This window comes from Duganella radicis, assembly GCF_009720825.1.
Lineage (GTDB): Bacteria > Pseudomonadota > Gammaproteobacteria > Burkholderiales > Burkholderiaceae_D > Rugamonas > Rugamonas radicis.
Map to the genome: position 1 here is coordinate 43578 of NZ_WNKY01000016.1, position 22637 is coordinate 66214.

The following is a 22637-nucleotide window of genomic DNA, read 5'->3' on the forward strand; positions in this document are numbered from 1 at the left end:
CGGCGCCCGCCTTCCCTCGTCACTCTGATTTTGGATTCCCATGGAAATCTTCGGCGTTCCTTTGCCCGCGATGATGAGCCAGCTGCTGCTGGGACTGGTCAACGGCTCGTTCTACGCGATGCTCTCGCTGGGCCTGGCCGTGATCTTCGGCCTGCTCAATGTGATTAACTTTTCCCACGGCGCGCTCTACATGCTGGGCGCATTTTTAGCGTGGATGGGCATCGAGTACTTCGGCCTCAACTACTGGGCCATGCTGATCATCGCGCCGCTGCTGGTGGGCGCGTTCGGCATCATCATCGAGAAGACCATGCTGCGCCATCTGTACAAGCTGGACCACCTGTACGGCCTGCTGCTGACCTTCGGCATCACGCTGCTGGTGGAAGGCGTGTTCCGCTCGTTCTACGGCGTTTCGGGCCAGCCGTTCCAGGTGCCGGAAGCGCTGGCCGGCGCAACCGACCTCGGCTTCATGGTGATGCCGAACTACCGCGCCTGGGTGGTGATCGCCTCGCTGGCGGTCTGCCTGTCCACCTGGTTCGTGATCGAGAAGACCAAACTGGGCGCCTACCTGCGCGCCGGCACCGAGAATCCCAAGCTGGTGGAAGCCTTCGGCATCAACGTGCCGCTGATGGTGACCCTGACCTATGGCTTCGGCGTCGCTTTGGCGGGCTTTGCAGGCGTTCTGGCGGCCCCAATCATCCAGGTGCAACCCCTGATGGGTCAGAACCTGATTATCGTCGTATTCGCCGTTGTGGTGATCGGCGGCATGGGTTCGATTATGGGCTCCATCCTGACCGGTCTGGCGCTGGGGGTGATCGAGGGCTTGACCAAAGTGTTCTACCCGGAGTTTTCGTCGACAGTGGTGTTCCTGGTGATGGTGGTCGTGCTGCTGCTGCGTCCGGCCGGCCTGTTTGGTAAGGAAAAATAATGAACAAGAAAATCGGCTACCTGATCGCCTTTGCCATCGCCGTGGCGGCGCCGTTTGTCGGCTACCCGGTGTTCCTGTCCAAGCTGCTGTGCTTTGCGCTGTTTGCCTGCGCCTTCAACCTGCTGATCGGCTTCACCGGCTTGCTGTCGTTCGGCCACGCGGCCTTCTTCGGCATGGCCGGCTACGTGGCCGGCAACGCGTTGAAGAACTGGGGCTGGCCGACCGAACTCGGTCTGCTGGCCGGCGTGGTCGCCGCCGCGCTGATCGGATTGGTGATGGGCGGGCTGGCGATACGCCGGCAGGGCATTTACTTCTCCATGATCACGCTGGCGCTGGCGCAAATGGTCTACTTCGGCGCGCTGCGGGCCGGGGAGTTCACCGGCGGCGAAGATGGCTTGCAAGGCGTTCCACGTGGAAAATTCCTCGGCCTGATCGACCTTGCCGACGATACCACCCTGTACTTCGTGGTGCTGGGCATTTGCGTGCTGGCCTTCATGCTGATCGTGCGTACCGTGCATTCGCCGTTCGGCCAGGTGCTGAAAGCGATCAAGGAAAACGAACCGCGCGCCATCTCGCTGGGCTATGACGTCGACAAGTACAAGTTGCTGGCCTTCGTGCTGTCGGCCGCGCTGGCCGGTCTGGCGGGCGCCAGCAAGACCTTGATCCTGGGCTTTGAAACCTTGACCGATGTCCATTGGACCATGTCCGGTCTGGTTATCCTGATGACGCTGGTTGGCGGCATGGGCACGCTGGCCGGTCCGATGTTGGGCGCGATCATCATTATCGCGCTGGAAAACAAGCTGGGCGACTGGGGCACGCTGCTGGCCCGCGTCTCCGGCATCGAATGGTTTAACACCATAGGCGAAGCGGTCAACATGGTTGTTGGCCTGATCTTCATTATTTGTGTGCTGTTGTTCCGGCGCGGAATCATAGGCGAGTTCATTGCCCTGGCCGGAAAAAAGAAACCAGTGTGAGGACGATATGCAAATCAAAACCATGGTGCTGGCGCTGGCCAGCATCGCAGTCGCCGCCTGCGGCTCGAATGAGCACGACGAACGCGAAGACCTGAATCTCAAGCCGAGCTTCCTCGGCGACATCAGCAGTAAAACCTACGACGGCGCCAGCGACGATTTGCTGACCGCCGGTCTCGGCAAGACCGGACTGGCGGGCGCCACGCCGGCCTACGCTGACCCCGCCAATCCCACCGCCGCTGAACTGCGCCGCAACGCCATCCACGCCAATTACCGGGCGGTGCTGGATATCTCCGCCAACAGCGGCTATGGCACGCTGTACGGCCCCAATGTGGACGCCAAGGGCGTGGCCGGAGCGGGAGAGGGCAAGGTGGCGGGGACCGAGTACATCGCCTACACCGAGAACAACGTGACGCTGATGGTGCAGGTGCCGAACGGGTTTGACGCGAAAAACCCCTGCATCGTCACCGGGACGTCGAGCGGCTCGCGCGGGATCTATGGCGCGATCGGCAGCGCGGGCGAATGGGGCCTGAAGAATAATTGTGCCGTGGCCTATGCCGACAAGGGCAGCGGCACCGGTCTCTACACCTTCGATGACGACAGTGTGAATCTGCAAAACGGCGTGCGCGCGACCCGCACAGCCGCCGGCAACAACGCCACGTTTTCACCGGCGCTGACCGATGCCGAGCGCGCGGCGTTTGCTTCCACCTATCCGGGCCGTGTCGCCTTCAAGCACGCGCACTCGCAGCAGAATCCTGAAAAGGACTGGGGCAAGGTCACCTTGCAGGCGGTCGAGTTTGCCTTTTACGTGTTGAATGAAAAGTACGGCACCCTGGCCAAGGATAACAAGAGCCACATCGTGCTGTTGTCGCCGAAGAACACCATCACCATTGCCTCCAGCATTTCCAACGGCGCCGGCTCGGCCTTGCTGGCGGCGGAGCAGGACACCAAGGGCCTGATCTCCGGCGTGGCCGCGACCGAGCCGCAGATCCAGCCGAAGACGGCCACCGGCTACACGGTACGGCAGGGCGCGGCGGCGGTGACGGGGCAGGGCAAGGCGCTGTTCGATTACTCGACCTATGCGGCGCTGTACCAGCCGTGCATCGCCTCGACGGCGGCGGCGCCGGGACGTTGCACGGCGCTGGTCGCCAAAGGTTTGCTGAGCGGCGGCGACCTGACGGCGCAGCAGACCGATGCCAAAGCGCGTCTGAAAGCCTACGGCTGGCTGGCGGATTCCGACGTGCTGCAAGCGGCGCATGCGGGCACCAATGTGCTGGTGGCCGCCACCTACGCCTACGCTTACGGCAAGTTTTCCGTGACCGACAAGGTGTGCGGTTTGACCTTCGCGCCAACCGATGCGAACGGTGCGCCGGTGCCGTTCACGGCGGCGCAAAAAGCGTCCAGCTTCGCCACCCAGAACGGGATTATCGGCAGCGTGGTGTACGAGGATGCGGTGGGCGGGGCCAGGGCATACAACCTGGGCGTGTCGCCGGGCAGCGGGCTGATGGATCAGTCGCTGGATGCCTTCCTGTGCCTGCGTTCGCTGGCGACCGGGGTGGACGCGGTGTCCGGCGCGGCGCTGACCGGCACGCTGGCGGCGCAGAGCGCGAAGGTGAGGGCGGGCATGGCCGAGGTGGCGGCGACCGGCAATCTGAAGGGCAAGCCGGCCATCATCGTGCAAGGCCGCAGCGATACCCTGATTCCGGTGAACTTTGCTTCGCGTGCTTATGTGGGCTTGAATGCGTCGGTGGAAGGCAGCGCGAGCAAGCTGCGCTATATCGAGGTGACCAACGCCAACCACTTCGATTCGTTCACCAATCTGCTGCCGGCCAACATCGTGCCGCTGCATGTCTACCTGTTCCGGGCGCTGGATGCGATGCTGGCCAATCTGCGCAACAGCGCCACCGCGCTGCCACCCTCGCAGGTGGTGCGGACGGTGACGCGGCCCGATAACACCACCGTGCTGACGACCGCCAACTTGCCGGCCATCGCCACCACGCCGACCGCCGCCAACGCCATTACCGTGACCGGCACGACGGTGGCGGTGCCGGACTAAAGCGCGGCGGCGTAGATCGCCCTCGCATCGTCGCGCGTGACGGTGCGGGGGTTATTTCCCAACAAGCGGGTCTGGAGCATGGCGTCATCGGCTAGCCGGTCCAGATCGGTTTCCCTGATTCCCACCTGCTGCAAGGTCCGTTCTACCCCGGTCACGATGGCGATTTGTTGCATCGCAACAGCGAGCGCCTCCGCCCTTGCCTCGATACTGCCGCTGGCGGCCGGCACCACAATCTCCGCCAGCTCCGCATACATCTGCGCAGCCTCCGGCGCGTTAAAGCGCAGCACATGCGGCAGCACCAGCGAATTCGACAGCCCATGTGGCACGTGAAAAATCCCGCCTATCGGATAGGCCAGCGCATGCACCGCCGCCACCGGCGCATTTGAAAACGCCTGCCCGGCCAGCAGCGCCCCCAGCAGCATGGCTTGCCGCGCAGCCAGATTGCGCCCATTTTCGCAGGCCGCGATCAGGTTGGCCGACAGCAGTCCAAGCGCTTTGCGCGCCAGGATATCGGACAGCGGGTTCTTCTTGTGTTTGCTGGTGTAGGCCTCGATCGCATGCACCATGGCATCGATGCCGGTGGCGGCGGTGACGTGAGGCGGCAGGCCCAGGGTCAGTTCGGCGTCCAGCAATGCCAAATCGGCATAGAGCTGCGGCGCCACGACACCCATCTTCGTGGTAGCGCCGGTGGTGACGATGGCGATATTGGTGACCTCCGAACCAGTGCCAGCGGTGGTCGGAATCTGCACCAGCGGCAGCCGCGCGCCCTTCACATTGCCGATGCCGTAGATCGCGCGGATGGGCTGATCGCTGTCCGCCAGCACGGCGATCAGCTTGGCCACGTCCATCGAACTGCCGCCGCCCAGGCCGATCACGATGTCGGCCTGGAATCCCCGCGCCGCCTCCACCGCCGCCAGTACCACCGCTTCCGGCGGGTCCGCCACCACCTGTGCATAGATCTCCACAGCCAGCCCGGCGGCACGCAGACTGACCGCCGGTGCATCCACCAGCCCGGTCCTGAGGAAGCCCGGATCGGTCACCAGCAGGGCGCGTCGCGCGGTAGGAAAACGCTGGGCGATGTGCTCGCCTAGCCGGCTGGCGGCGCCCAGTTCGGAAACGATATGGGCCACGGTACTGAAAGCAAAATCGGTCATGACGGCGTCCGTTCAAGTATGGATTTCACCACCTAGCTTACCCCAAGCCATGCCGGATCGGCATCGGCCGGACAGAGATTTCTTCCGTACAATAGAGCCTTTGCAAGCTGAGGACGGCAGGATCATGGTGGACTTTTGGGTGTTGGGAGCGGCTGCGTTCGGCGCAGGTCTGGTCGACGCGGTGGTGGGGGGAGGAGGGCTGATCCAGCTGCCGACCATGTTTGCGGTGTTCCCGAATATGGCGCCTGCCACCCTGATTGGCACCAACAAGCTGGCCAGTATCTTCGGCACCAGCGTGGCGGCGGTCAGCTACGCACGCCGGGTGGCGATAGCCTGGTCGGTGGCGACCCCGGCCGCACTGGCGGCGCTGGTGTTTGCCTTCCTCGGTGCTTACGTCGTGACCAAGTTATCGGCCGACTTCATGCGCATCGCGCTGCCGGTGGTGCTGCTGGCGGTGGCGATCTACACCTTTGCCAAGAAAGACTTCGGCAGCGTCCACGCGCCCATCCACTCCGGCGCCAAGGAGCAGTCGCTGGCGCTGGCGGTCGGCGCCGCCATTGGTTTCTACGATGGCTTTTTCGGCCCCGGCACCGGCAGCTTCCTGGTGTTCCTGTTCGTGCGCGTGTTTGGCTTCGATTTCCTCGGCGCCTCGGCCGTGGCCAAGATCGTCAACGTGGCGTGCAACTTTGCCGCCCTGATCTGGTTCGGCTACAGCGGCCACCTGATCTGGCAGCTGGGCCTGACCATGGCCGTGTGCCAGATCGTTGGCTCGCTGATCGGTTCACGCATGGCGATGCAGCATGGTAGTGGCTTCGTGCGTAAGCTGTTCCTTGTGGTGGTGTCTGTACTTATTGTTAAGTCCGGCTACGACGCGTGGTTGCGGTGGTGACTGTTCCACGTGGAACATTGCTAAAGGGGCACTTAGGTGCCCTTTTTCTATTGTTTCACGTGGAACACAACGAAGAATATTTTTGCCTAAAAAAGTCGCAGCATCAAAAAAACTCTATAATCTGGACTTGATCCCTTCGCTTTAAACTTTTCCACCATGTTATTTCCTACGAATTTCGACGTCATCGTTGTCGGCGGTGGACACGCCGGTACCGAGGCCGCCCTTGCTTCCGCCCGTATGGGGCAGAAGACGCTGCTGCTCACCCACAACATTGAGACGCTGGGCCAGATGTCGTGCAATCCCTCCATCGGCGGTATCGGCAAAGGCCATCTGGTCAAAGAAGTCGATGCGCTGGGCGGCGCCATGGCGATCGCCACCGATGAATCGGGCATCCAGTTCCGCATTTTGAATTCCTCCAAAGGCCCTGCCGTGCGCGCCACCCGCGCCCAGGCCGACCGCATCCTGTACAAGGCCGCCATCCGTTCGCGCCTGGAAAACCAGCCCAACCTGTGGCTGTTCCAGCAGGCCGTGGATGATCTGATGGTGGAGGGCGACCGCGTGGTCGGCGCCGTCACCCAGATCGGTCTGAAGTTCGCCGCGCGCGCGGTGGTGCTGACCGCAGGTACTTTCCTCGATGGGAAGATCCACGTCGGTCTGAACAACTACTCGGGCGGCCGCGCCGGCGATCCGCCAGCCGTGTCGCTGTCGGCGCGCCTGAAAGAATTGAAGCTGCCGCAAGGCCGCCTGAAGACCGGCACGCCGCCGCGCATCGACGGCCGCAGCATGGACTTCTCGCAAATGACCGAGCAGCCGGGCGACCTGGACCCGGTGCCAGTGTTCTCGGTGATGGGCAATGCCGACATGCATCCGCGGCAGATGCCATGCTGGGTGACCCACACCAATCAGCAAACCCACGACATCATCCGTGGCGGCCTGGACCGTAGCCCGATGTACACCGGCGTGATCGAAGGTGTCGGCCCGCGCTATTGCCCGTCGATTGAAGACAAGATTCACCGCTTCTCGTCCAAGGAATCGCACCAGATTTTCCTGGAGCCGGAAGGCCTGACCACCAACGAATTCTATCCAAACGGCATCTCGACCAGCCTGCCATTCGACGTCCAGATCGAGCTGGTGCGTTCGATGAAGGGTCTGGAAAACGCCCACATCCTGCGTCCGGGCTACGCCATTGAGTACGATTATTTCGACCCGCGCGGCCTGAAAGCCTCGCTGGAGACCAAGGCCATCAACGGTCTGTTCTTCGCCGGCCAGATCAATGGCACCACCGGTTACGAAGAAGCGGCGGCCCAGGGCCTGCTGGCCGGCGTCAACGCCGCGCTGCAAACCCAGGGCAAGGAAGCCTGGACGCCGGCACGTTCCGAAGCCTACCTCGGCGTGATGGTGGACGACTTGGTCACCCAAGGCGTGATGGAACCGTACCGCATGTTCACCAGCCGCGCCGAGTATCGCCTCAGCCTGCGCGAAGACAACGCCGACATGCGCCTGACCGAAATCGGCCGCAAGCTGGGCGTGATCGGCGATGCGCAGTGGGAAGCCTTCGACCGCAAGCGCGAGTCGGTTGCGCGCGAACTGGAGCGCCTGCGTTCCACGTGGGTGAATCCGCGCATCCTCGAAGCGGCTGAATCCGAGCGCGTCATTGGCCAGGCCATCGAGCGCGAATATTCGCTGGCCGACCTGCTGCGCCGCCCGGGCGTGGAGTACGACAAGCTGATGACGCTGAAAGGCGCGGACGGCCGCGAACTGGCCGGCCCTGGCGAAACCGACGAAGTGGTCAAAGAGCAGATCGAAATCCAGCTCAAGTATTCGGGCTATATCGACCGCCAGACCAAGGAAGTCGAGCGCCACGAGCACTACGAAAACCTGAAACTGCCGGAGAACTACAATTATCTGGACATCACCGCGCTATCGGTGGAAGTGCGCCAGAAGTTGCACGCGCAGCGTCCGGAAACGCTGGGCCAGGCATCGCGCATTTCGGGCGTGACGCCGGCGGCCATTTCGCTGTTGCTGGTGCATCTGAAAAAAGCCGGTTTCGGTGGTTTCGTTCAGAAAGATGAGGCAGCATGAAGGTGTTTGACCGGGCCACGCCTGGCCGCGATGTAATAACTGAACTTTTGAAGCAAGGCATCAAGCAGCTGCCACTGGCGCTGAGCGAGGAACAGGTGGAAAAGCTGCTGGACTACCTGCACCTGCTGAACAAGTGGAACTCGGTGTACAACCTGACCTCGGTGCGCGATCCATTGGAAATGGTGAAGCTGCACCTGCTGGACTCCCTGGCAGCGGTGCCGGCGTTCGCCGGCGCCACCAATGTGCTGGACGTGGGAGCAGGGGGCGGGCTGCCGGGCATGGTGCTGGCCATCAGCCGCCCGGACATGAAAGTGTCGATGATCGACACGGTGCATAAGAAGACCGCCTTCCTCAATCAGGTGAAGGCGGAGCTGGGATTGAGCAACGTCACGGTGTACACGAAGAAGGTGCAGGAACTGGAAGTGAGGACGAAATTCGACGTCATCACCTCCCGGGCATTCGCCGACCTGTCAGACTTCGTCAACTGGTCGGGGCACCTGCTGCAAGAGGGCGGGCAATACATCGCCTTGAAAGGCACGGCGCCGGCAGAGGAGCGCGAGCGACTGCCAGCACCATGGAAAGTGCGGAAACTGGAGCCTTTGGCAGTGCCGGGGCTGGACGCGGAACGTCATCTGGTTTTCATTCAAGCAGAAACTGCATAAACGATTTATACGGTATAAATGGTTTATATCGTATAAATAGTATAAATCGTTTATACCGTTTATATCGTATAAATCAATAGCATCAACCAAGATAAGAATTACATGGCAAAAATTTTTTGCGTAGCAAATCAAAAGGGCGGCGTAGGCAAGACCACCACCACCGTTAACCTCGCCGCCGGTCTGGCAAAACTGGACCAGCGCGTGCTGCTGGTCGACCTGGACCCGCAGGGCAACGCCACCATGGGTGCGGGCATCAACAAGGCAGGACTGAAAGCATCGACCTACGAGGTGATGCTGGGCACGGCCGACGTGGCCGCCGCGCGTCAGCGCTCCGAGCCGGGCCACTTCGACGTGCTGCCATCCAACCGCGAGCTGGCCGGCGCGGAAGTGGAGATGGTGGAACTGGACAATCGCGAGCGCCGCCTGAAGGATGCGCTGGCCGTTGTGGATAAAGAGTACGACTTCATTCTGATCGACTGCCCGCCGGCGCTGTCGATGCTGACGCTGAACGGCCTGTGCGCCGCGCATGGCGTCATCATCCCGATGCAGTGCGAGTACTACGCGCTGGAAGGCTTGTCCGATCTGGTCAACACCATCAAGAAGGTGCACGCCAACCTCAACCCGGACCTGAAGATCATCGGCCTGCTGCGCGTGATGTTCGATCCGCGCATGACGCTGTCGCAGCAGGTGTCGGCCCAGCTGGAGCAGCACTTCGGCGACAAGGTCTTCAAGACCATCATCCCGCGCAATGTGCGCCTGGCGGAAGCGCCGTCGTACGGCGTGCCCGGCGTGACCTTCGATCCGACCTCCAAGGGCGCGCAGGCGTACATCGCCTTCGGCGCCGAGATGGTCAAGCGTATCAAGAAAATGTAAGGCAATCACATGGCAACCAAAAAACTCAAAGGCCTGGGTCGCGGCCTGGAAGCGCTGCTTGGCGGCGACGGCGACATCACCACTGCGGACGCCAACACGCCGTCCGAGCTGAACGTCACGCAAATGCAGGCCGGCAAATACCAGCCGCGCACGCGCATGGACGAGGGCGGCTTGCAGGAGCTGGCCGCATCGATCAAGACCCAGGGCATCATGCAGCCTATCCTGGTGCGCCCGATCGGCAAGGACAAATACGAGATCATCGCCGGCGAGCGCCGTTTCCGCGCTGCGCAATTGGCCGGCCTGGAGGTGCTCCCCGTTTTGGTGCGCGATGTCGACGACCAGGCCGCCGCCGCCATGGCGCTGATCGAGAACATGCAGCGCGAGGATCTCAATCCGCTGGAAGAAGCGCAGGGCATCCATCGCCTGATCACCGACTTCAGCTTCACGCATGAGCAGGCCGCCAACGCGGTCGGCCGTTCGCGCAGCGCCGTGTCCAACCTGCTGCGCCTGATGAACCTGGCGGCGCCGGTGCAAACCATGCTGATGGCCGGCGATATCGACATGGGCCACGCGCGCGCCTTGCTGGCGGTGGATGCGGCGACCCAGATCAACCTCGCCAACATGGTGGTGGCCAGGCGCCTGTCGGTGCGCGAGACCGAGAAGCTGGTGGCCAGGACCGTGGAAGAACTGAAGGCCTCGCCGAAGGAAGCGCGCGTCAAGGAAAAATCGGGCGACATCGTCCGCCTGGAAGAGGAACTGTCCGACACCCTGGCCACGCCGGTGGTGTTCAAGATGGGACCGAAAGGGCGCGGCCAGATGATCATCGACTTCGCCGACCTCGACATCCTGGACGGCGTGCTGGCCCGCCTGCGGGCTTAAAGCGGTTGCATGACTTTTAGTAAATATTTATAAACTACGATATACTTATTTGATAACATTCCAAATGGAAAAAATGAATGTCAAAAAGTATGTTGTTGAAAGCGTTGCGCGCGGGCGCGGCCGTAGTCGCGCTCCTGCTGCCCGGCGCAGCCATGGCAGCGGCCGGCGCCACCTTTATTTCCCAGAGCGTGCCGCATACCATGCAGCTCGGGAAGACCTATTCGGTTTCCGTCACCTATAAGAATACCGGCACCACCAAATGGAGCAGCGGCCAGTACCGTCTCGGCGCCCAGCACCCCAACGACACCCGCCGCTGGAGTAGTGAGCGGATTGACCTGCCTCCCGGGGTGGAAGTGGCGCCGAATGCGCTGTACACCTTCACGTTTGACGTCGCCGTCAGCGACGCGCGCTATTGCCGGGCCACGGCAAATGATCAGGTGAGTGATTGTCATTTCCAGTGGGGGCTGGTGCAGGAGCGTGTGGCGTGGCTGGATCGTGGTGTCCCGACGCTGGTGGAAGTATTTGACGCGCCGGTAGTGCGCTCGCCGGCGCCGCCGGTCGCGCCGCCAGTGGCGGTCGATCCGGGCGCGTTCACCGCCGCCAACTTCCGCGGCGCGAACGTGCTGATGCAGACTTACGGCGACAACCGCCTGTGCGATCACACCGCGTGGCTGCCGGAGGGCGGTGACGCCGACCTCATCATCGACAACGCCGTGGCAATGGGACTCAATGTGCTGCGTATGGCGGTGATCCTGCCGCCCAGGACGCCAGGCGCACCATCGGACTGGCTGGCGGATAATCCGCGCTATCGCTATGTCTGCGCCGACCCCGACAAGAAAGAGTGGGGCGCCGAAACCAATCGCGCGGTACTGGTCCAGGGCGTGATCGGCAAGGTACAAAGCTTCATGGACAAGGCTGGCGACGCCGGCCTGAAGGTCATCCTGGTGCTGGACGGCTACACCAAGCACGACGCCAACTGTTATTGGAAGAAAAGCTTCCTCGACGTGCGCGACAGCGCAGAGGCCCTGATCAAGACCTTCAAGACCCACCGCGCCCTGCTGGCCTGGGACGTCATGAACGAGCCGATGTGGAACGCCGTCGCCTTTGGCTGCGTGCGCTCGACCGATGACTACGCTTCCGTGGTGCGCGCCGTCGGCTCCATGTACAACCTGGTGCGTAGTCATGACGCGCTGCATCCCACCACGGTGGGCGAAGCTCAGATTCCGCTACTCAAATACTGGAAGGATATTTCCTCGTTCGCCAGCCCGCACCTGTATGTGGCCGCGAACAGCCGCGACAGCGCCAGTCTCGACCAGATCAACTTTATCGAAGCCGCCGCGCTGCGCCAGATGACCCGCGAATACGGCAACACCATGCCGCTGGTGGTTGGCGAGTTCGGCAGCCAGGACCCGGACCCGCAGTTCAACGAGGCTTACTACGAGCGCTTTCTCGATGGCTTGACGGTGGCCGATCGCGGTTACATGCTGTGGTCGCTCTCCCCCAGCCCGAATCAGCAAGCCTATTCCGTCATCACGCCCCAAGGGGAGCTCAAGCCCGCCGGGCAGCTGTTACAGCGCCGCCGCTGGTATCCGGTGGTGCAGCAGCTGTACGTGGCTTACCTCGGCTACCCGGCCGACCGCGGCGGCCTGGATAACTTTGCCACGCGTTTGGCCGAACTTGCCGCCGATATGCGTGCCCGTGGCCGGACCCTGGAGCCCACCCTGCCAGCCATCGACCAGGCTTATCTCACCGAGCCGGAGCTGCGCCAGATGGTGGACAGCCTGTTTGCCAGCGCGTCTTTCCGACAACGTTACACGCCCGACCACGCGGACGCCTATGTGCGGCAGATTTATCTACAGCTGTTTAACCGCCAGCCCGACGCCGATGGCTTGAAGTTCTGGGTCGACAACATGAACTACTTTGGCCTGGAAAAGAGCCGTGCGGTATTGTCCATCCTTGCCTCGCAGGCCGAGACCGACGCGGCCACCAGCAGCAAGAAAGCGGCTGTGGCGGCGATCTTCTCGGCCAGCTTGAACACGCAGCAACGACGGGATTGTTATGCGGGCGCCAACGCGGTGGCGGCCGGAAGGGCATTGCTGGACCCCGTCACCGCCCAGACTGATGTTGCTGTGTATCAACCTAAGATCGCGGCAGCCATCACCACGCTGTGCGCGTTGTAAGCGGCTGGTAAGTGCCTTCATGGCAAAATGGCCAACTGGTTCCAAAGTGGTGCAAAGCGCACGGAAATGTTTCTAAAAGCGTCGCTTTCGTGCACCAAATGCGATGCTGCGGTGCAGCATGTTTGACGTGATACAGGAAAGACACATATAATCACGCGTCTTTGGGGTTTAATCGGCTTTTAAGGGAGGCTCGGCAGTGAGTAGTTCCACGAGCATCTCCAAGCCGGTGTTCCGAGTCGTCGCCCTCCAGTTTGCCGTCGCAACTGGGTTCGCCTTGCTCGCCTGGAATATGGGCGGAGTAATCAAAGCTTGGTCGGCCGCCTATGGCGGAGCAATCGCAGTCATCGGGAGTCTGATGTACGCGATGATTGTTGCGGGCGGAACAAATGACGCCAAAAAAGCTTTTCGCGCGCATGTGCGCGCCGAAGTGACAAAGATTTTTATCACGGTAGTGCTGTTCGTGTTGGCGCTGCTGTTGTTTCAGTCGGCCTCATGGTTATGGCTGATCTTGGGTTTCGCGGTGTCAACTTTCGCTTATTGGCTGGCATTGCTCGCAATTTAATCACCAAAATCTTATATTTTTATGACCACTGAACACGTCGGGCACGAAGCGCCCACCAATATCGAATATATCCAACACCACTTAAGCCACCTGAAATCGGCCGACGGCATGTACAACCTGGACACGTTCTGGGTTTCGGCCATTCTGGGCGCGATTTTCCTCGGCGTGTTCTGGCTGGCCTCGCGCCGCGCCACCGCCGGCGTGCCGGGCAAGCTGCAAAACTTCGTCGAAGCCGTGATGGAACTGGTCAACGACGTGGTCAATTCGGCGTTCCACGCCAAGAGCAAGGTCATCGCCCCGCTGGCGATCACCATCTTCTGCTGGGTCTGGCTGATGAACGCCATGGACTTCCTGCCGGTCGACCTGCTGCCCAAACTCCTGTCCTTCGTTGGCGTCCACAAGCTGCGTGTCGTGCCGACCGCCGACGTCAACCACACTTTCGGCATGTCCTTCGGCGTCATGCTGTGCATTATTGGTTTCTCGATCAAAGCCAAAGGTCTCGGCGGCTGGGGTAAAGAGCTGCTGACCGCGCCGTTCCACGCGCATGGCTTCATGGCCATCGTGCTGGCGCCGATCAACTTCGTCTTCCAGATGATCGAGTTGCTGGCCAAGCCACTGTCGCTGTCGCTGCGTTTGTTCGGCAATATGTACGCCGGCGAACTGCTGTTCATCCTGATCGCACTGCTGCCATGGTGGGCGCAGTGGCTGCTCGGTGGTCCATGGGTTATCTTCCACATCCTGGTGGTGACTCTGCAAGCGTTTGTCTTCATGGCGCTGACGGTTGTGTATCTGGCCATCGCGGTTGAGAAGCACTAAGCAATAATCGTTTTTCACTTTTTAGTATCTGTAGTCTTTTTTAAATCTTAGGAGAAATTTCAATGCAAGCTCTGATCGCACAAGTACAAAGCATGACCGTTCTGGCAGCCGCTATCATCATCGGCCTGGCCGCTATCGGCACCGCTCTGGGTTTCGCCATTCTGGGCGGTAAATTCCTGGAAGCCTCGGCCCGTCAACCAGAACTGATGCCACAACTGCAAACCAAGCTGTTCGTTATCGCTGGTCTGCTGGACGCGATCTCGATGATCGGCGTTGGTGTTGCCCTGCTGTACACCTTCAGCAACCCATTCCTGGCTGCTGTTCTGTCCGCTGCTCAGTAATTCGCTCCACCCTAGGAGAAACTTTTAGTTAGGAGCAAAGGTATGGACATCAATATGTCTCTCATCGGCCAGATGATCACCTTCGCGGTGTTGGTCTGGGTGTCGATGAAGTTCGTATTTCCTTCGCTGAACGCAGCGTTGGATGAGCGTGCCAAGCGTATCGCTGACGGTCTGGCCGCGGCCGACCAAGGCCAGCAAGCAATGGTCGTGGCTGAAAAGCGCGCCAGCGAAGCACTGGCCGGTGCGCGCGAAGAAGCTTCGCAACGTGTTGCCGACGCTGAAAAGCGCGCGCAACTGGTGGCGGAAGAAATCAAAGCGAATGCACAAGCCGAAGCGAACCGCATCATTGCGCAAGCCAAGGCCGAAGCCGAGCAGCAACTGGCCACCGCGCGTGAAGCGCTGCGCGCTCAGGTGGCTGACCTGGCTGTGAAGGGCGCCGAGCAAATCCTCAAGCGCGAAGTCAACGCCTCGGCCCACGCCGAACTGTTGTCGCGCCTGTCTGTCGAGCTGTAATCATGGCAGAAAACGCAACCGTCGCCCGTCCCTACGCGGAAGCTCTGTTCCGCGTAGCCCAAGCAGGTAAGGAATCGTTCACCCTCGCGGCGTGGTCCGAACTGGTGGCCGAACTGGCCCAGATCGGTGCCCACCCCGAGGTGCAAGCATTCGCCCGCAACCCGAAAGCGTCGGCCAGCGATATCGTCGCCGCCATCACGGCCCTGGTGAAATCGCCGCTGAACACGGAAGCGAAAAACTTCCTGTCCATGCTGGTCGAAAATGGCCGTATCAGTCTGCTGCCGGAAATCGGCGCGCAGTTCCACGCGTTGAAGAACGCCGTGGAAGGCGCAGCGGACGCTGCCATCACCAGTGCCTTCGAGCTGAGCGCCGCTCAAGTAAGCGAGCTGGTCGCTACGCTGGAAAAGAAATTCAGCCGCAAGCTGAACCCGGTCGTGACCGTGGATCCAGCGCTGATCGGTGGCGTGCGCGTGGTCGTTGGCGATGAAGTGCTGGACACTTCGGTCCGCGCCAAGTTGCAGCAAATGCGTGTTGCACTGGTCGCTTAAGAGAGCTGACCGCTTAGAACAGATTCTTCATCTCGCGCAAGCTGAGAGAAACACTTTTAGGAGTTAGTATGCAACTCAACCCATCTGAAATCAGCGAGCTGATCAAGAGCCGTATCGAAGGCCTTGATGGTGGCGCTGAAGTACGTAACCAAGGCACGGTGATTTCCGTGGCCGACGGTATCGTCCGCATTCACGGCCTGTCGGAAGTCATGCAGGGCGAGATGCTGGAATTCCCAGGCAACACCTTTGGCCTGGCAATGAACCTGGAGCGCGACTCGGTCGGCGCCGTGATTCTGGGTGCTTACGAGCACATCTCGGAAGGCGACACCGTCAAAACCACCGGCCGTATTCTGGAAGTGCCAGTCGGTCCTGAACTGCGTGGCCGCGTGGTCAACGCCCTGGGCCAGCCGATCGACGGCAAAGGCGCCATCGAGACCAAGCTGACCTCGCCAATCGAAAAGATCGCGCCGGGCGTGATTGCCCGCGAGTCCGTGTCGCAGCCGATGCAGACCGGCCTGAAGTCGATCGACGCGATGGTACCAATTGGCCGTGGCCAGCGTGAGCTGATCATTGGCGACCGCCAGACCGGTAAGTCGGCAGTCGCGGTTGATGCGATCATCAACCAAAAAGGCCAGGGCATGACTTGCATCTACGTTGCAATCGGCCAGAAAGCCTCGACCATCAAGAACATCGTGCGCTCGCTGGAAGAGCACGGCGCGCTGGAGTACACCATTGTGGTGGCCGCCTCGGCGTCGGAATCGGCCGCCATGCAGTACATCTCGGCCTACTCGGGCTGCACCATGGGCGAATACTTCCGCGACCGCGGTGAAGACGCCCTGATCGTCTACGATGACCTGTCGAAGCAAGCTGTTGCCTACCGTCAGATCTCGCTGCTGCTGCGCCGTCCACCAGGCCGCGAAGCCTACCCAGGCGACGTGTTCTACCTGCACAGCCGTCTGCTGGAACGCGCAGCCCGCGTGAACGCCGACTACGTCGAAGCCTTCACCAACGGTGAAGTCAAAGGCAAGACCGGTTCGCTGACCGCGCTGCCGATCATTGAAACCCAGGCTGGCGACGTTTCGGCGTTCGTGCCAACCAACGTGATTTCGATTACCGACGGCCAGATCTTCCTGGAAACCTCGCTGTTCAACTCGGGTATCCGTCCGGCGATTAACGCCGGTATCTCGGTGTCGCGCGTGGGTGGTGCCGCTCAGACCAAGGTCATCAAAAACCTGTCCGGCGGTATCCGTACCGACCTGGCACAGTACCGTGAACTGGCTGCGTTCGCGCAGTTCGCTTCGGACCTGGACGAGTCGACCCGCAAGCAGCTGGACCGCGGCGCCCGCGTGACCGAACTGCTGAAGCAGAAACAATACTCGCCTCTGTCGATCTCCCTGATGGCCGCTTCGCTGTTCGCAGTGAACAAGGGCTACCTGGACGACGTCGAAGTCAAGAAAGTACTGTCGTTCGAAGCCGGCCTGCATGCGTACCTGAAGACCAAACAAGCTGACCTGCTGTCGAAGATTGAATCGTCGAAGCAACTGGACAAAGACGGCGAAGCCGCCCTGTCCGCTGCCATCGCCGACTTCAAGAAATCCGGCGCATTTTAAGATGCTTGGCGCTCCAGCTTAAACCTGGAGCGCCATCAGCGCAGAAGGAGTAAGGACTCATGGCAGTAGGCAAAGAGATACGTGGCAAGATCAAAAGCGTAGAAAATACGAAGAAGATCACCAAGGCGATGGAAATGGTCGCCGCATCGAAAATGCGCAAAGCGCAGGATCGCATGCGCGCCGCCCGTCCCTACAGTGAGAAGATTCGCAACATCGCTGCTAATCTGGCTAACGCGAACCCAGAATACACGCACCCGTTCCTGGCCGATGAAGCCAAGGATGCGGCCAAGGCGGTGGGCTTCATCGTCGTCACCACGGACAAAGGTCTGTGCGGCGGCATGAATACCAACGTGCTGCGTCTGGTGACGAACAAAGCGCGTGAGCTGGAAAACGCCGGCAACAAGATTGCTGCCGTTGCGGTGGGTAATAAGGGTTTGGGCTTCCTGAACCGCACCGGTGTGCCGGTGGTTGCACAAGTGACCCAGATCGGCGACACCCCGCACCTGGAAAAACTGATCGGTCCGGTCAAAGTCATGCTGGAAAAATTCCAGAATGGCGAAGTGGACGCGGTTTACCTGTGCTACACCAAGTTCATTAACACGATGAAGCAGGAGCCAGTGGTGGAACAACTGCTGCCATTGCCACCTGCGAAGAAGCAGGCCGATGAAGGTAATCACAACTGGGATTACATCTACGAGCCAGACGCGGCGACCGTGATCGATGAACTGCTGGAGCGCTATGTAGAAGCGCTGGTGTACCAGTCGGTAGCGGAAAACCTGGCGTCCGAGCAATCGGCGCGTATGGTGGCGATGAAGGCGGCAAGCGACAACGCAGGTAGTGTGATCGGCGAACTGAAGCTGATCTACAACAAAACCCGCCAAGCTGCGATTACCAAAGAACTCTCCGAAATCGTCGCCGGTGCGGCAGCGGTTTAAACGAATTTAACTATATTTGAAGGAACGAACATGGCTGATGGCAAAATCGTTCAGTGTATCGGCGCGGTGGTTGACGTTGAGTTTCCACGCAACGCAATGCCTAAGGTATTTGATGCCTTGAAGATGGAAGGCTCCGAGCTGACGCTGGAAGTGCAACAACAACTGGGTGACGGCATCGTCCGTACCATTGCTCTGGGTTCGTCGGACGGTCTGCGTCGCGGCATGCAAATCCAGAACACCGGCAAGCCGATCATGGTGCCGGTGGGTCCTGCGACCCTGGGCCGCATCATGGACGTGCTGGGCAACCCGATCGACGAATGCGGTCCGGTCGCGCACGACCAACTGGCATCGATCCACCGCGCGCCTCCTGCATACGACGAACTGTCGCCATCGCAGGACCTGCTGGAAACCGGCATTAAAGTGATTGACCTGGTCTGCCCGTTCGCCAAAGGCGGTAAGGTCGGTCTGTTCGGTGGCGCCGGCGTCGGCAAGACCGTGAACATGATGGAACTGATCAACAACATCGCTAAAGCACACTCGGGTCTGTCCGTGTTTGCCGGTGTTGGTGAGCGTACCCGTGAAGGTAACGACTTCTACCACGAAATGGCTGACGCCAAAGTGGTTGACCTGGAAAACCCAGCCAACTCGAAAGTGGCGATGGTCTACGGTCAGATGAATGAACCACCAGGCAACCGTCTGCGCGTGGCGCTGACCGGTCTGACCATGGCCGAAGCGTTCCGTGACGAAGGCAAGGACGTTCTGTTCTTCGTGGATAACATCTACCGCTTCACCCTGGCCGGTACCGAAGTATCCGCACTGCTGGGCCGTATGCCTTCCGCAGTGGGTTACCAGCCGACCCTGGCCGAAGAGATGGGCCGTCTGCAAGAGCGTATCACCTCGACCAAGACCGGTTCGATCACCTCGATCCAGGCCGTGTACGTGCCAGCGGATGACTTGACCGACCCGTCGCCAGCGACCACCTTCGGTCACTTGGATTCGACCGTGGTTCTGTCGCGTGACATCGCCTCGCTGGGTATCTACCCTGCGGTGGATCCGCTGGACTCGACCTCGCGTCAGCTGGACCCGCTGGTGGTTGGCCAGGAACACTACGAAACCGCGCGCGCTGTTCAGGGCACCCTGCAGCGCTACAAAGAACTGCGTGACATCATCGCAATTCTGGGCATGGACGAACTGGCGCCTGAAGACAAGCTGACCGTGGCCCGCGCGCGTAAGATGCAGCGTTTCCTGTCGCAGCCGTTCCACGTGGCTGAAGTGTTCACCGGCGCACCAGGCAAGTACGTGTCGCTGAAAGACACCATCAAGGGCTTCAAGATGATCGCCTCGGGCGAACTGGATCACCTGCCAGAGCAAGCGTTCTACATGGTTGGCACGATCGAAGAAGCCATCGAAAAAGCCAAGAAACTCAACTAATTGTTGAGTCCGGCCCTGCTGTAAGGCAGGGCCGTTCTACCCGATAGGACACACATGGCAAACACTATTCACGTTGACGTGGTTTCGGCAGAAGAGTTGATCTACTCTGGCGAAGCCGAATTCGTCGCGTTGCCGGGTGAGCAGGGCGAGCTGGGTATCTACCCGAAGCACACGCCGCTGATCACCCGCATTCGTCCGGGCGCGGTGCGCATCCAGGTTCCGGGCCAGTCGGAGGAAGAGTTCGTCTTCGTCGCCGGCGGCCTGCTGGAAGTGCAGCCGAACGCCGTGACGGTGCTGGCGGATACCGCGATTCGCGGCAAGGATCTGGACGAGGCCAAAGCAACGGCCGCCAAGAAACGTGCCGAAGAAGCGCTGGCCAACAACAGCTCGGGCATCGACTACGCGAAAGCGCAAGCCGAACTGGCAGCGGCCATCGGCCAGCTGGCGGCGATCGCCAAACTGCGTCAGGTCGCCAAGCACTAAGCAACGCAACAGCAGCATCCAACAAAAAAGGCAGCCTCGGCTGCCTTTTTTTATCGCGCCAATTCGGCGGAAAAATACGCGTCTTCTTCCAGCAGCTGCTGCGCGGAATTCAGCAAGGAAATGGCTACCTCCCTGGGAACGGTGGGATATTGATCCAGAAACGCATCGATGGATTGTCCTGTCTCCAGACACGCAAACAGACAGGAGACGGGGACGCTGGCGCCACGAAAGACGGGCGCGCCTCCCATGATCTCTGGATCGCTGTGGTACGCTTTATTGTCCATTGCTTCGACCAGCCCACTCTCGATCGGCTTGCCTTGCGTTTCAAACAGCAAATCCACAAAAGCGCGAGCCACTTCGGTCGGCCTTTCGCCGCGCGGGTCCCAGCCTTGGTGCGCCTCCATTTCCGCCGCCGCTTGGAGCAGCAAATCCCCCAGTTCATGCGTGGCCGGGAAAGAACTCGGTTTTTTCTTAGTCATGTCCAGTCCTTCTTCATTGAAAAAGCTAATAGACCCTGAAATTAGGCGTTTAGTTCTCTGACTTTATCCATTGTGGATAAAGCAGCTTTGATTTTACGCATTCATCGTCGAGGCACTTTCTTGTCTTTGGATCGGGCAGTGGCGGCACGCTGAAGGACTTTCCACTTCGCTACCTCGGCGATGCGATCAAGCGGCGTTTGCTCGCTGCGGCGTGCTTCGCGTAACAGCTTGTGATAGTTCTGTAGACGGTCGGCATCCACCACATCGCGCACGGCGCAGCCGGGCTCGCTGGCGTGACGGCAATCGCGGAACTGGCATTGCGCTGCCAGCGCGTCAATGTCCTCGAAGCTGGCGGCGATGCTGGCTTCATCGGCATCGGGTTGCCAGCTGCGCAGGCCGGGTGTGTCGATGATGCAGGCGCCGCTGGCGCACTGGTGCAGCGAACGCGCGGTGGTCGTGTGCCGGCCTCGGCCATCGCCGTGCCGGACGCCGCCGGTTTGCTGATGCGCCTGCGCCAGCGTGTTGGTCAGCGAGGATTTGCCGGCGCCGGAGGAGCCCAGCAATACCAGTGTCTGCCCTGCGCCCAGCCATGGCGACAATTGCACAGCTGCGTCCCCGCTCAGCGTATTCACGGCCAGCAGGGGAATGTTGGCAGGCAGGCGCTGGCGCAGCAGTTCCATGCGCGGTTGCGCATCCTCCGCGATATCGGCCTTGCTCAGCACGATCACCGGATCGACGTTGGCGGTCTTGACGATGGCAAGATAGCGTTCCAGCCGGCGCGGATTGAAGTCCTTGTCCAGGCCCATCACCAGCAGCGCCGTGTCGACGTTGCTGACCAGGCTGTGGTGCCGGCCATCGCTGCCGCGCCGGGCGATGTGCGTGACGGGCGGCAGCAGGGCGCACAGCCAATGCTCGTCATGTGATGGTGTGCTGCTGAGGACCCAGTCGCCGACGGCGAGGTCTGCGCCGCGCAGCGCGGCCAGGGCGCGTGCGCGCCGCTCATTTTGGCCGTCGTGCACGGTCAGCCACTCGCGGTGAATTTCTGTGATGCGGACCAGCCGCGTGCCTTCAGGCGCGTCGTGCAGCTGGCTGACGATGGTGTTGTTTAAGCCGATACGGCGCAGTGATGCGAAATCGATGTCGATCATGATGTTGATTCCAGTAAGACGAACGATACCCTTCGCGGCAAGGCGAACGGGCGACGAATACGGGAAGTCAGCTGCGCGACAACGCGCGGATCAACAAGCGGGCAGGTGTCCTGGCGTAATCAGGCAGCCGACAGGAGGGCAATATCTACGTGGCGCATTTGTTGGTCTCCTGTGGTTGAGTGGAGCGAGCAGTGTGTCACTTGATCGGCGCGGCGTCAATGGCTTTGCAGCTGCGGCGATAGTCGGCCGGGGGCTTGCCGACCAGCTTTTCGAAGTCGGTGGTGAAGTGGGCCTGATCGTAGTAGCCCAGTTGTTGGGCCAGCGCTGCCAGGTCGATGTCGCTGCCTTTGGCCAGCAGGTCGGCGGCGTCCAGCAGGCGTTTGCGGCGGATGATCCATTTCGGACTGGCGCCGATGTAGTCTTTGAACAGCATCTGCAATTTGCGCACGCCGATGTCCGTGTGATCGGCCAACTGCCGCACTTGCGTGATGCCGGCCTCGGTCTCAATCACATGCAGGATGCCGGCGATGCGCTCCACCTGCGGATCAGGCGCGGGCAGGACGCGACGCAACAGGGCGCTCGCGGCGGTTACCATGCCGGCGTCATCGGGCGCGGACAGCACGCTGCGCTCGGTCTCGGCATCGTCGCAATCAAACACGGCCGACAAGGGCAAGGTGCGGTCGGTGATCGATTGCATCGGCTGCCGCAGGACCGCGCGAAACGCGCCCGGCCGGAAGCTCACGCCCAGCACGCGCCCGCTGCCGCGCAGCGTGTATTCAAACGAACCGGTCATCACGCCGAACACCGCCGTGCGGCCTTCATCGAACACCACGTGGATGGCATGGCGGGGCAGGGTGCGCTGCACGTGCGTCACGCCATCCGGCAGCGACCACGCCACCAGCCAGAAGAAGTCGACAAACGGCGACAGGTCGGCTTCCGGCAGATAGCGCTCCAGGCGGAACATGCGTTCACCGGCGGCCGGATTGACCACTCCGCGGGTCGGACGAGGTACACTGTGCAGCGTTGTCATTTAGCGTTCGCGTTTTTACAAGACCGTCATCTTAGCAAGCTTTATCGTGAGTTTTTCACCACCACCAAGG

At 60.9% G+C, this 22637-nt stretch carries 22 protein-coding genes; 18 read left to right on the top strand and 4 right to left on the bottom strand.

What is annotated here, in order from left to right; genetic code table 11:
- Positions 1 to 40: 40 nt before the first annotated feature.
- From GM676_RS15875 to GM676_RS15885, 3 genes are read left to right on the top strand one after another with little or no spacing between them, the layout of a single operon-like run.
- Positions 41 to 925: a branched-chain amino acid ABC transporter permease gene (locus GM676_RS15875; protein ID WP_155464677.1), complete on the top strand. Its 885-nt coding sequence runs from the start codon at positions 41 to 43 to the stop codon at positions 923 to 925.
- Complete coding sequence (locus GM676_RS15880) at positions 925 to 1899, top strand: branched-chain amino acid ABC transporter permease (protein WP_155464678.1); 975 nt, start codon at positions 925 to 927, stop codon at positions 1897 to 1899. The genes GM676_RS15875 and GM676_RS15880 overlap by 1 nt, the downstream gene beginning before the upstream one ends.
- A 7-nt stretch (positions 1900 to 1906) precedes the next feature.
- Positions 1907 to 3952 carry a 3-hydroxybutyrate oligomer hydrolase family protein gene (locus tag GM676_RS15885; protein WP_155464679.1) on the top strand — a complete coding sequence of 682 codons (2046 nt, stop codon included), beginning with the start codon at positions 1907 to 1909 and terminating at the stop codon, positions 3950 to 3952.
- Here the strand turns inward: GM676_RS15885 and GM676_RS15890 are convergent.
- Positions 3949 to 5106, bottom strand: a complete 1158-nt coding sequence (locus tag GM676_RS15890) for an iron-containing alcohol dehydrogenase (RefSeq protein WP_155464680.1) — start codon at positions 5104 to 5106, stop codon at positions 3949 to 3951. The two genes, GM676_RS15885 and GM676_RS15890, sit on opposite strands and share 4 nt — an antisense overlap.
- Positions 5107 to 5230: 124 nt before the next feature.
- On the opposite strand from GM676_RS15890, the gene GM676_RS15895 reads away from it, so the two are divergent.
- From GM676_RS15895 to GM676_RS15965, 15 genes are all read left to right on the top strand, one after another.
- Positions 5231 to 5995: a sulfite exporter TauE/SafE family protein gene (locus tag GM676_RS15895; protein WP_155464681.1), complete on the top strand. Its 765-nt coding sequence runs from the start codon at positions 5231 to 5233 to the stop codon at positions 5993 to 5995.
- 156 nt (positions 5996 to 6151) lie between these two features.
- On the top strand, positions 6152 to 8077 hold the full coding sequence (gene mnmG / locus GM676_RS15900; protein ID WP_155464682.1) for a tRNA uridine-5-carboxymethylaminomethyl(34) synthesis enzyme MnmG: 1926 nt from the start codon (positions 6152 to 6154) through the stop codon (positions 8075 to 8077).
- Positions 8074 to 8739 carry a 16S rRNA (guanine(527)-N(7))-methyltransferase RsmG gene (gene rsmG / locus GM676_RS15905; protein WP_155464683.1) on the top strand — a complete coding sequence of 222 codons (666 nt, stop codon included), beginning with the start codon at positions 8074 to 8076 and terminating at the stop codon, positions 8737 to 8739. Before mnmG ends, rsmG begins: the two co-directional genes overlap by 4 nt.
- 102 nt (positions 8740 to 8841) lie before the next feature.
- Complete coding sequence (locus GM676_RS15910) at positions 8842 to 9612, top strand: ParA family protein (RefSeq protein WP_155464684.1); 771 nt, start codon at positions 8842 to 8844, stop codon at positions 9610 to 9612.
- 9 nt (positions 9613 to 9621) lie between these two features.
- Positions 9622 to 10491, top strand: coding sequence for a ParB/RepB/Spo0J family partition protein (locus GM676_RS15915; protein ID WP_155464685.1), 870 nt, complete (start codon positions 9622 to 9624; stop codon positions 10489 to 10491).
- 77 nt (positions 10492 to 10568) lie between these two features.
- Positions 10569 to 12671 (top strand): DUF4214 domain-containing protein, encoded by a 2103-nt coding sequence (locus tag GM676_RS15920; protein WP_155464686.1) that lies wholly within the window; start codon positions 10569 to 10571, stop codon positions 12669 to 12671.
- Between the two features lie 196 nt (positions 12672 to 12867).
- A complete protein-coding gene (locus GM676_RS15925) occupies positions 12868 to 13233 on the top strand; it encodes an ATP synthase subunit I (RefSeq protein WP_371866259.1) in 366 nt (121 codons plus the stop codon).
- 21 nt (positions 13234 to 13254) lie between these two features.
- On the top strand, positions 13255 to 14049 hold the full coding sequence (atpB, locus tag GM676_RS15930) for a F0F1 ATP synthase subunit A (RefSeq protein WP_155464687.1): 795 nt from the start codon (positions 13255 to 13257) through the stop codon (positions 14047 to 14049).
- A 62-nt stretch (positions 14050 to 14111) separates the two neighbouring features.
- Positions 14112 to 14390, top strand: a complete 279-nt coding sequence (gene atpE / locus GM676_RS15935) for a F0F1 ATP synthase subunit C (RefSeq protein ID WP_135200866.1) — start codon at positions 14112 to 14114, stop codon at positions 14388 to 14390.
- A 42-nt stretch (positions 14391 to 14432) separates the two neighbouring features.
- Positions 14433 to 14903 (top strand): F0F1 ATP synthase subunit B, encoded by a 471-nt coding sequence (locus GM676_RS15940; protein WP_155464688.1) that lies wholly within the window; start codon positions 14433 to 14435, stop codon positions 14901 to 14903.
- A 2-nt stretch (positions 14904 to 14905) separates the two neighbouring features.
- A complete protein-coding gene (locus GM676_RS15945) occupies positions 14906 to 15451 on the top strand; it encodes a F0F1 ATP synthase subunit delta (RefSeq protein WP_155464689.1) in 546 nt (181 codons plus the stop codon).
- Positions 15452 to 15519: 68 nt separating this feature from the next.
- Positions 15520 to 17061 carry a F0F1 ATP synthase subunit alpha gene (gene atpA, locus GM676_RS15950; RefSeq protein ID WP_155464690.1) on the top strand — a complete coding sequence of 514 codons (1542 nt, stop codon included), beginning with the start codon at positions 15520 to 15522 and terminating at the stop codon, positions 17059 to 17061.
- Positions 17062 to 17120: 59 nt separating this feature from the next.
- Complete coding sequence (gene atpG / locus GM676_RS15955; RefSeq protein ID WP_155464691.1) at positions 17121 to 17996, top strand: F0F1 ATP synthase subunit gamma; 876 nt, start codon at positions 17121 to 17123, stop codon at positions 17994 to 17996.
- Between the two features lie 30 nt (positions 17997 to 18026).
- Complete coding sequence (gene atpD / locus GM676_RS15960) at positions 18027 to 19427, top strand: F0F1 ATP synthase subunit beta (RefSeq protein WP_155464692.1); 1401 nt, start codon at positions 18027 to 18029, stop codon at positions 19425 to 19427.
- 54 nt (positions 19428 to 19481) lie between these two features.
- The gene (locus tag GM676_RS15965) at positions 19482 to 19910 is read left to right on the top strand and encodes a F0F1 ATP synthase subunit epsilon (protein WP_155464693.1); all 429 of its coding nucleotides are present in this window, start codon (positions 19482 to 19484) and stop codon (positions 19908 to 19910) included.
- Positions 19911 to 19960: 50 nt separating this feature from the next.
- Here GM676_RS15965 and GM676_RS31850 read toward each other — a convergent pair whose 3' ends face one another.
- The 3 genes from GM676_RS31850 to GM676_RS15980 all read right to left on the bottom strand — a co-directional run bounded on the left by GM676_RS31850 (position 19961) and on the right by GM676_RS15980 (position 22567).
- A complete protein-coding gene (locus GM676_RS31850) occupies positions 19961 to 20389 on the bottom strand; it encodes a DUF433 domain-containing protein (RefSeq protein WP_211923242.1) in 429 nt (142 codons plus the stop codon).
- Positions 20390 to 20490: 101 nt separating this feature from the next.
- Positions 20491 to 21537 carry a ribosome small subunit-dependent GTPase A gene (gene rsgA, locus GM676_RS15975; RefSeq protein WP_155464694.1) on the bottom strand — a complete coding sequence of 349 codons (1047 nt, stop codon included), beginning with the start codon at positions 21535 to 21537 and terminating at the stop codon, positions 20491 to 20493.
- A gap of 196 nt (positions 21538 to 21733) precedes the next feature.
- Complete coding sequence (locus GM676_RS15980; protein ID WP_155464695.1) at positions 21734 to 22567, bottom strand: AraC family transcriptional regulator; 834 nt, start codon at positions 22565 to 22567, stop codon at positions 21734 to 21736.
- Positions 22568 to 22637 lie beyond the last annotated feature (70 nt).

Bases quoted from the DNA above. Each gene is read 5' to 3' on its own strand.
- GM676_RS15875 (WP_155464677.1), top strand. From the start codon at position 41: ATGGAAATCTTCGGCGTTCCTTTGCCCGCGATGATGAGCCAGCTGCTG.
- GM676_RS15880 (WP_155464678.1), top strand. From the start codon at position 925: ATGAACAAGAAAATCGGCTACCTGATCGCCTTTGCCATCGCCGTGGCG.
- GM676_RS15885 (WP_155464679.1), top strand. From the start codon at position 1,907: ATGCAAATCAAAACCATGGTGCTGGCGCTGGCCAGCATCGCAGTCGCC.
- GM676_RS15890 (WP_155464680.1), bottom strand. From the start codon at position 5,106: ATGACCGATTTTGCTTTCAGTACCGTGGCCCATATCGTTTCCGAACTG.
- GM676_RS15895 (WP_155464681.1), top strand. From the start codon at position 5,231: ATGGTGGACTTTTGGGTGTTGGGAGCGGCTGCGTTCGGCGCAGGTCTG.
- mnmG (WP_155464682.1), top strand. From the start codon at position 6,152: ATGTTATTTCCTACGAATTTCGACGTCATCGTTGTCGGCGGTGGACAC.
- rsmG (WP_155464683.1), top strand. From the start codon at position 8,074: ATGAAGGTGTTTGACCGGGCCACGCCTGGCCGCGATGTAATAACTGAA.
- GM676_RS15910 (WP_155464684.1), top strand. From the start codon at position 8,842: ATGGCAAAAATTTTTTGCGTAGCAAATCAAAAGGGCGGCGTAGGCAAG.
- GM676_RS15915 (WP_155464685.1), top strand. From the start codon at position 9,622: ATGGCAACCAAAAAACTCAAAGGCCTGGGTCGCGGCCTGGAAGCGCTG.
- GM676_RS15920 (WP_155464686.1), top strand. From the start codon at position 10,569: ATGTCAAAAAGTATGTTGTTGAAAGCGTTGCGCGCGGGCGCGGCCGTA.
- atpB (WP_155464687.1), top strand. From the start codon at position 13,255: ATGACCACTGAACACGTCGGGCACGAAGCGCCCACCAATATCGAATAT.
- atpE (WP_135200866.1), top strand. From the start codon at position 14,112: ATGCAAGCTCTGATCGCACAAGTACAAAGCATGACCGTTCTGGCAGCC.
- GM676_RS15940 (WP_155464688.1), top strand. From the start codon at position 14,433: ATGGACATCAATATGTCTCTCATCGGCCAGATGATCACCTTCGCGGTG.
- GM676_RS15945 (WP_155464689.1), top strand. From the start codon at position 14,906: ATGGCAGAAAACGCAACCGTCGCCCGTCCCTACGCGGAAGCTCTGTTC.
- atpA (WP_155464690.1), top strand. From the start codon at position 15,520: ATGCAACTCAACCCATCTGAAATCAGCGAGCTGATCAAGAGCCGTATC.
- atpG (WP_155464691.1), top strand. From the start codon at position 17,121: ATGGCAGTAGGCAAAGAGATACGTGGCAAGATCAAAAGCGTAGAAAAT.
- atpD (WP_155464692.1), top strand. From the start codon at position 18,027: ATGGCTGATGGCAAAATCGTTCAGTGTATCGGCGCGGTGGTTGACGTT.
- GM676_RS15965 (WP_155464693.1), top strand. From the start codon at position 19,482: ATGGCAAACACTATTCACGTTGACGTGGTTTCGGCAGAAGAGTTGATC.
- GM676_RS31850 (WP_211923242.1), bottom strand. From the start codon at position 20,389: ATGACTAAGAAAAAACCGAGTTCTTTCCCGGCCACGCATGAACTGGGG.
- rsgA (WP_155464694.1), bottom strand. From the start codon at position 21,537: ATGATCGACATCGATTTCGCATCACTGCGCCGTATCGGCTTAAACAAC.
- GM676_RS15980 (WP_155464695.1), bottom strand. From the start codon at position 22,567: ATGACAACGCTGCACAGTGTACCTCGTCCGACCCGCGGAGTGGTCAAT.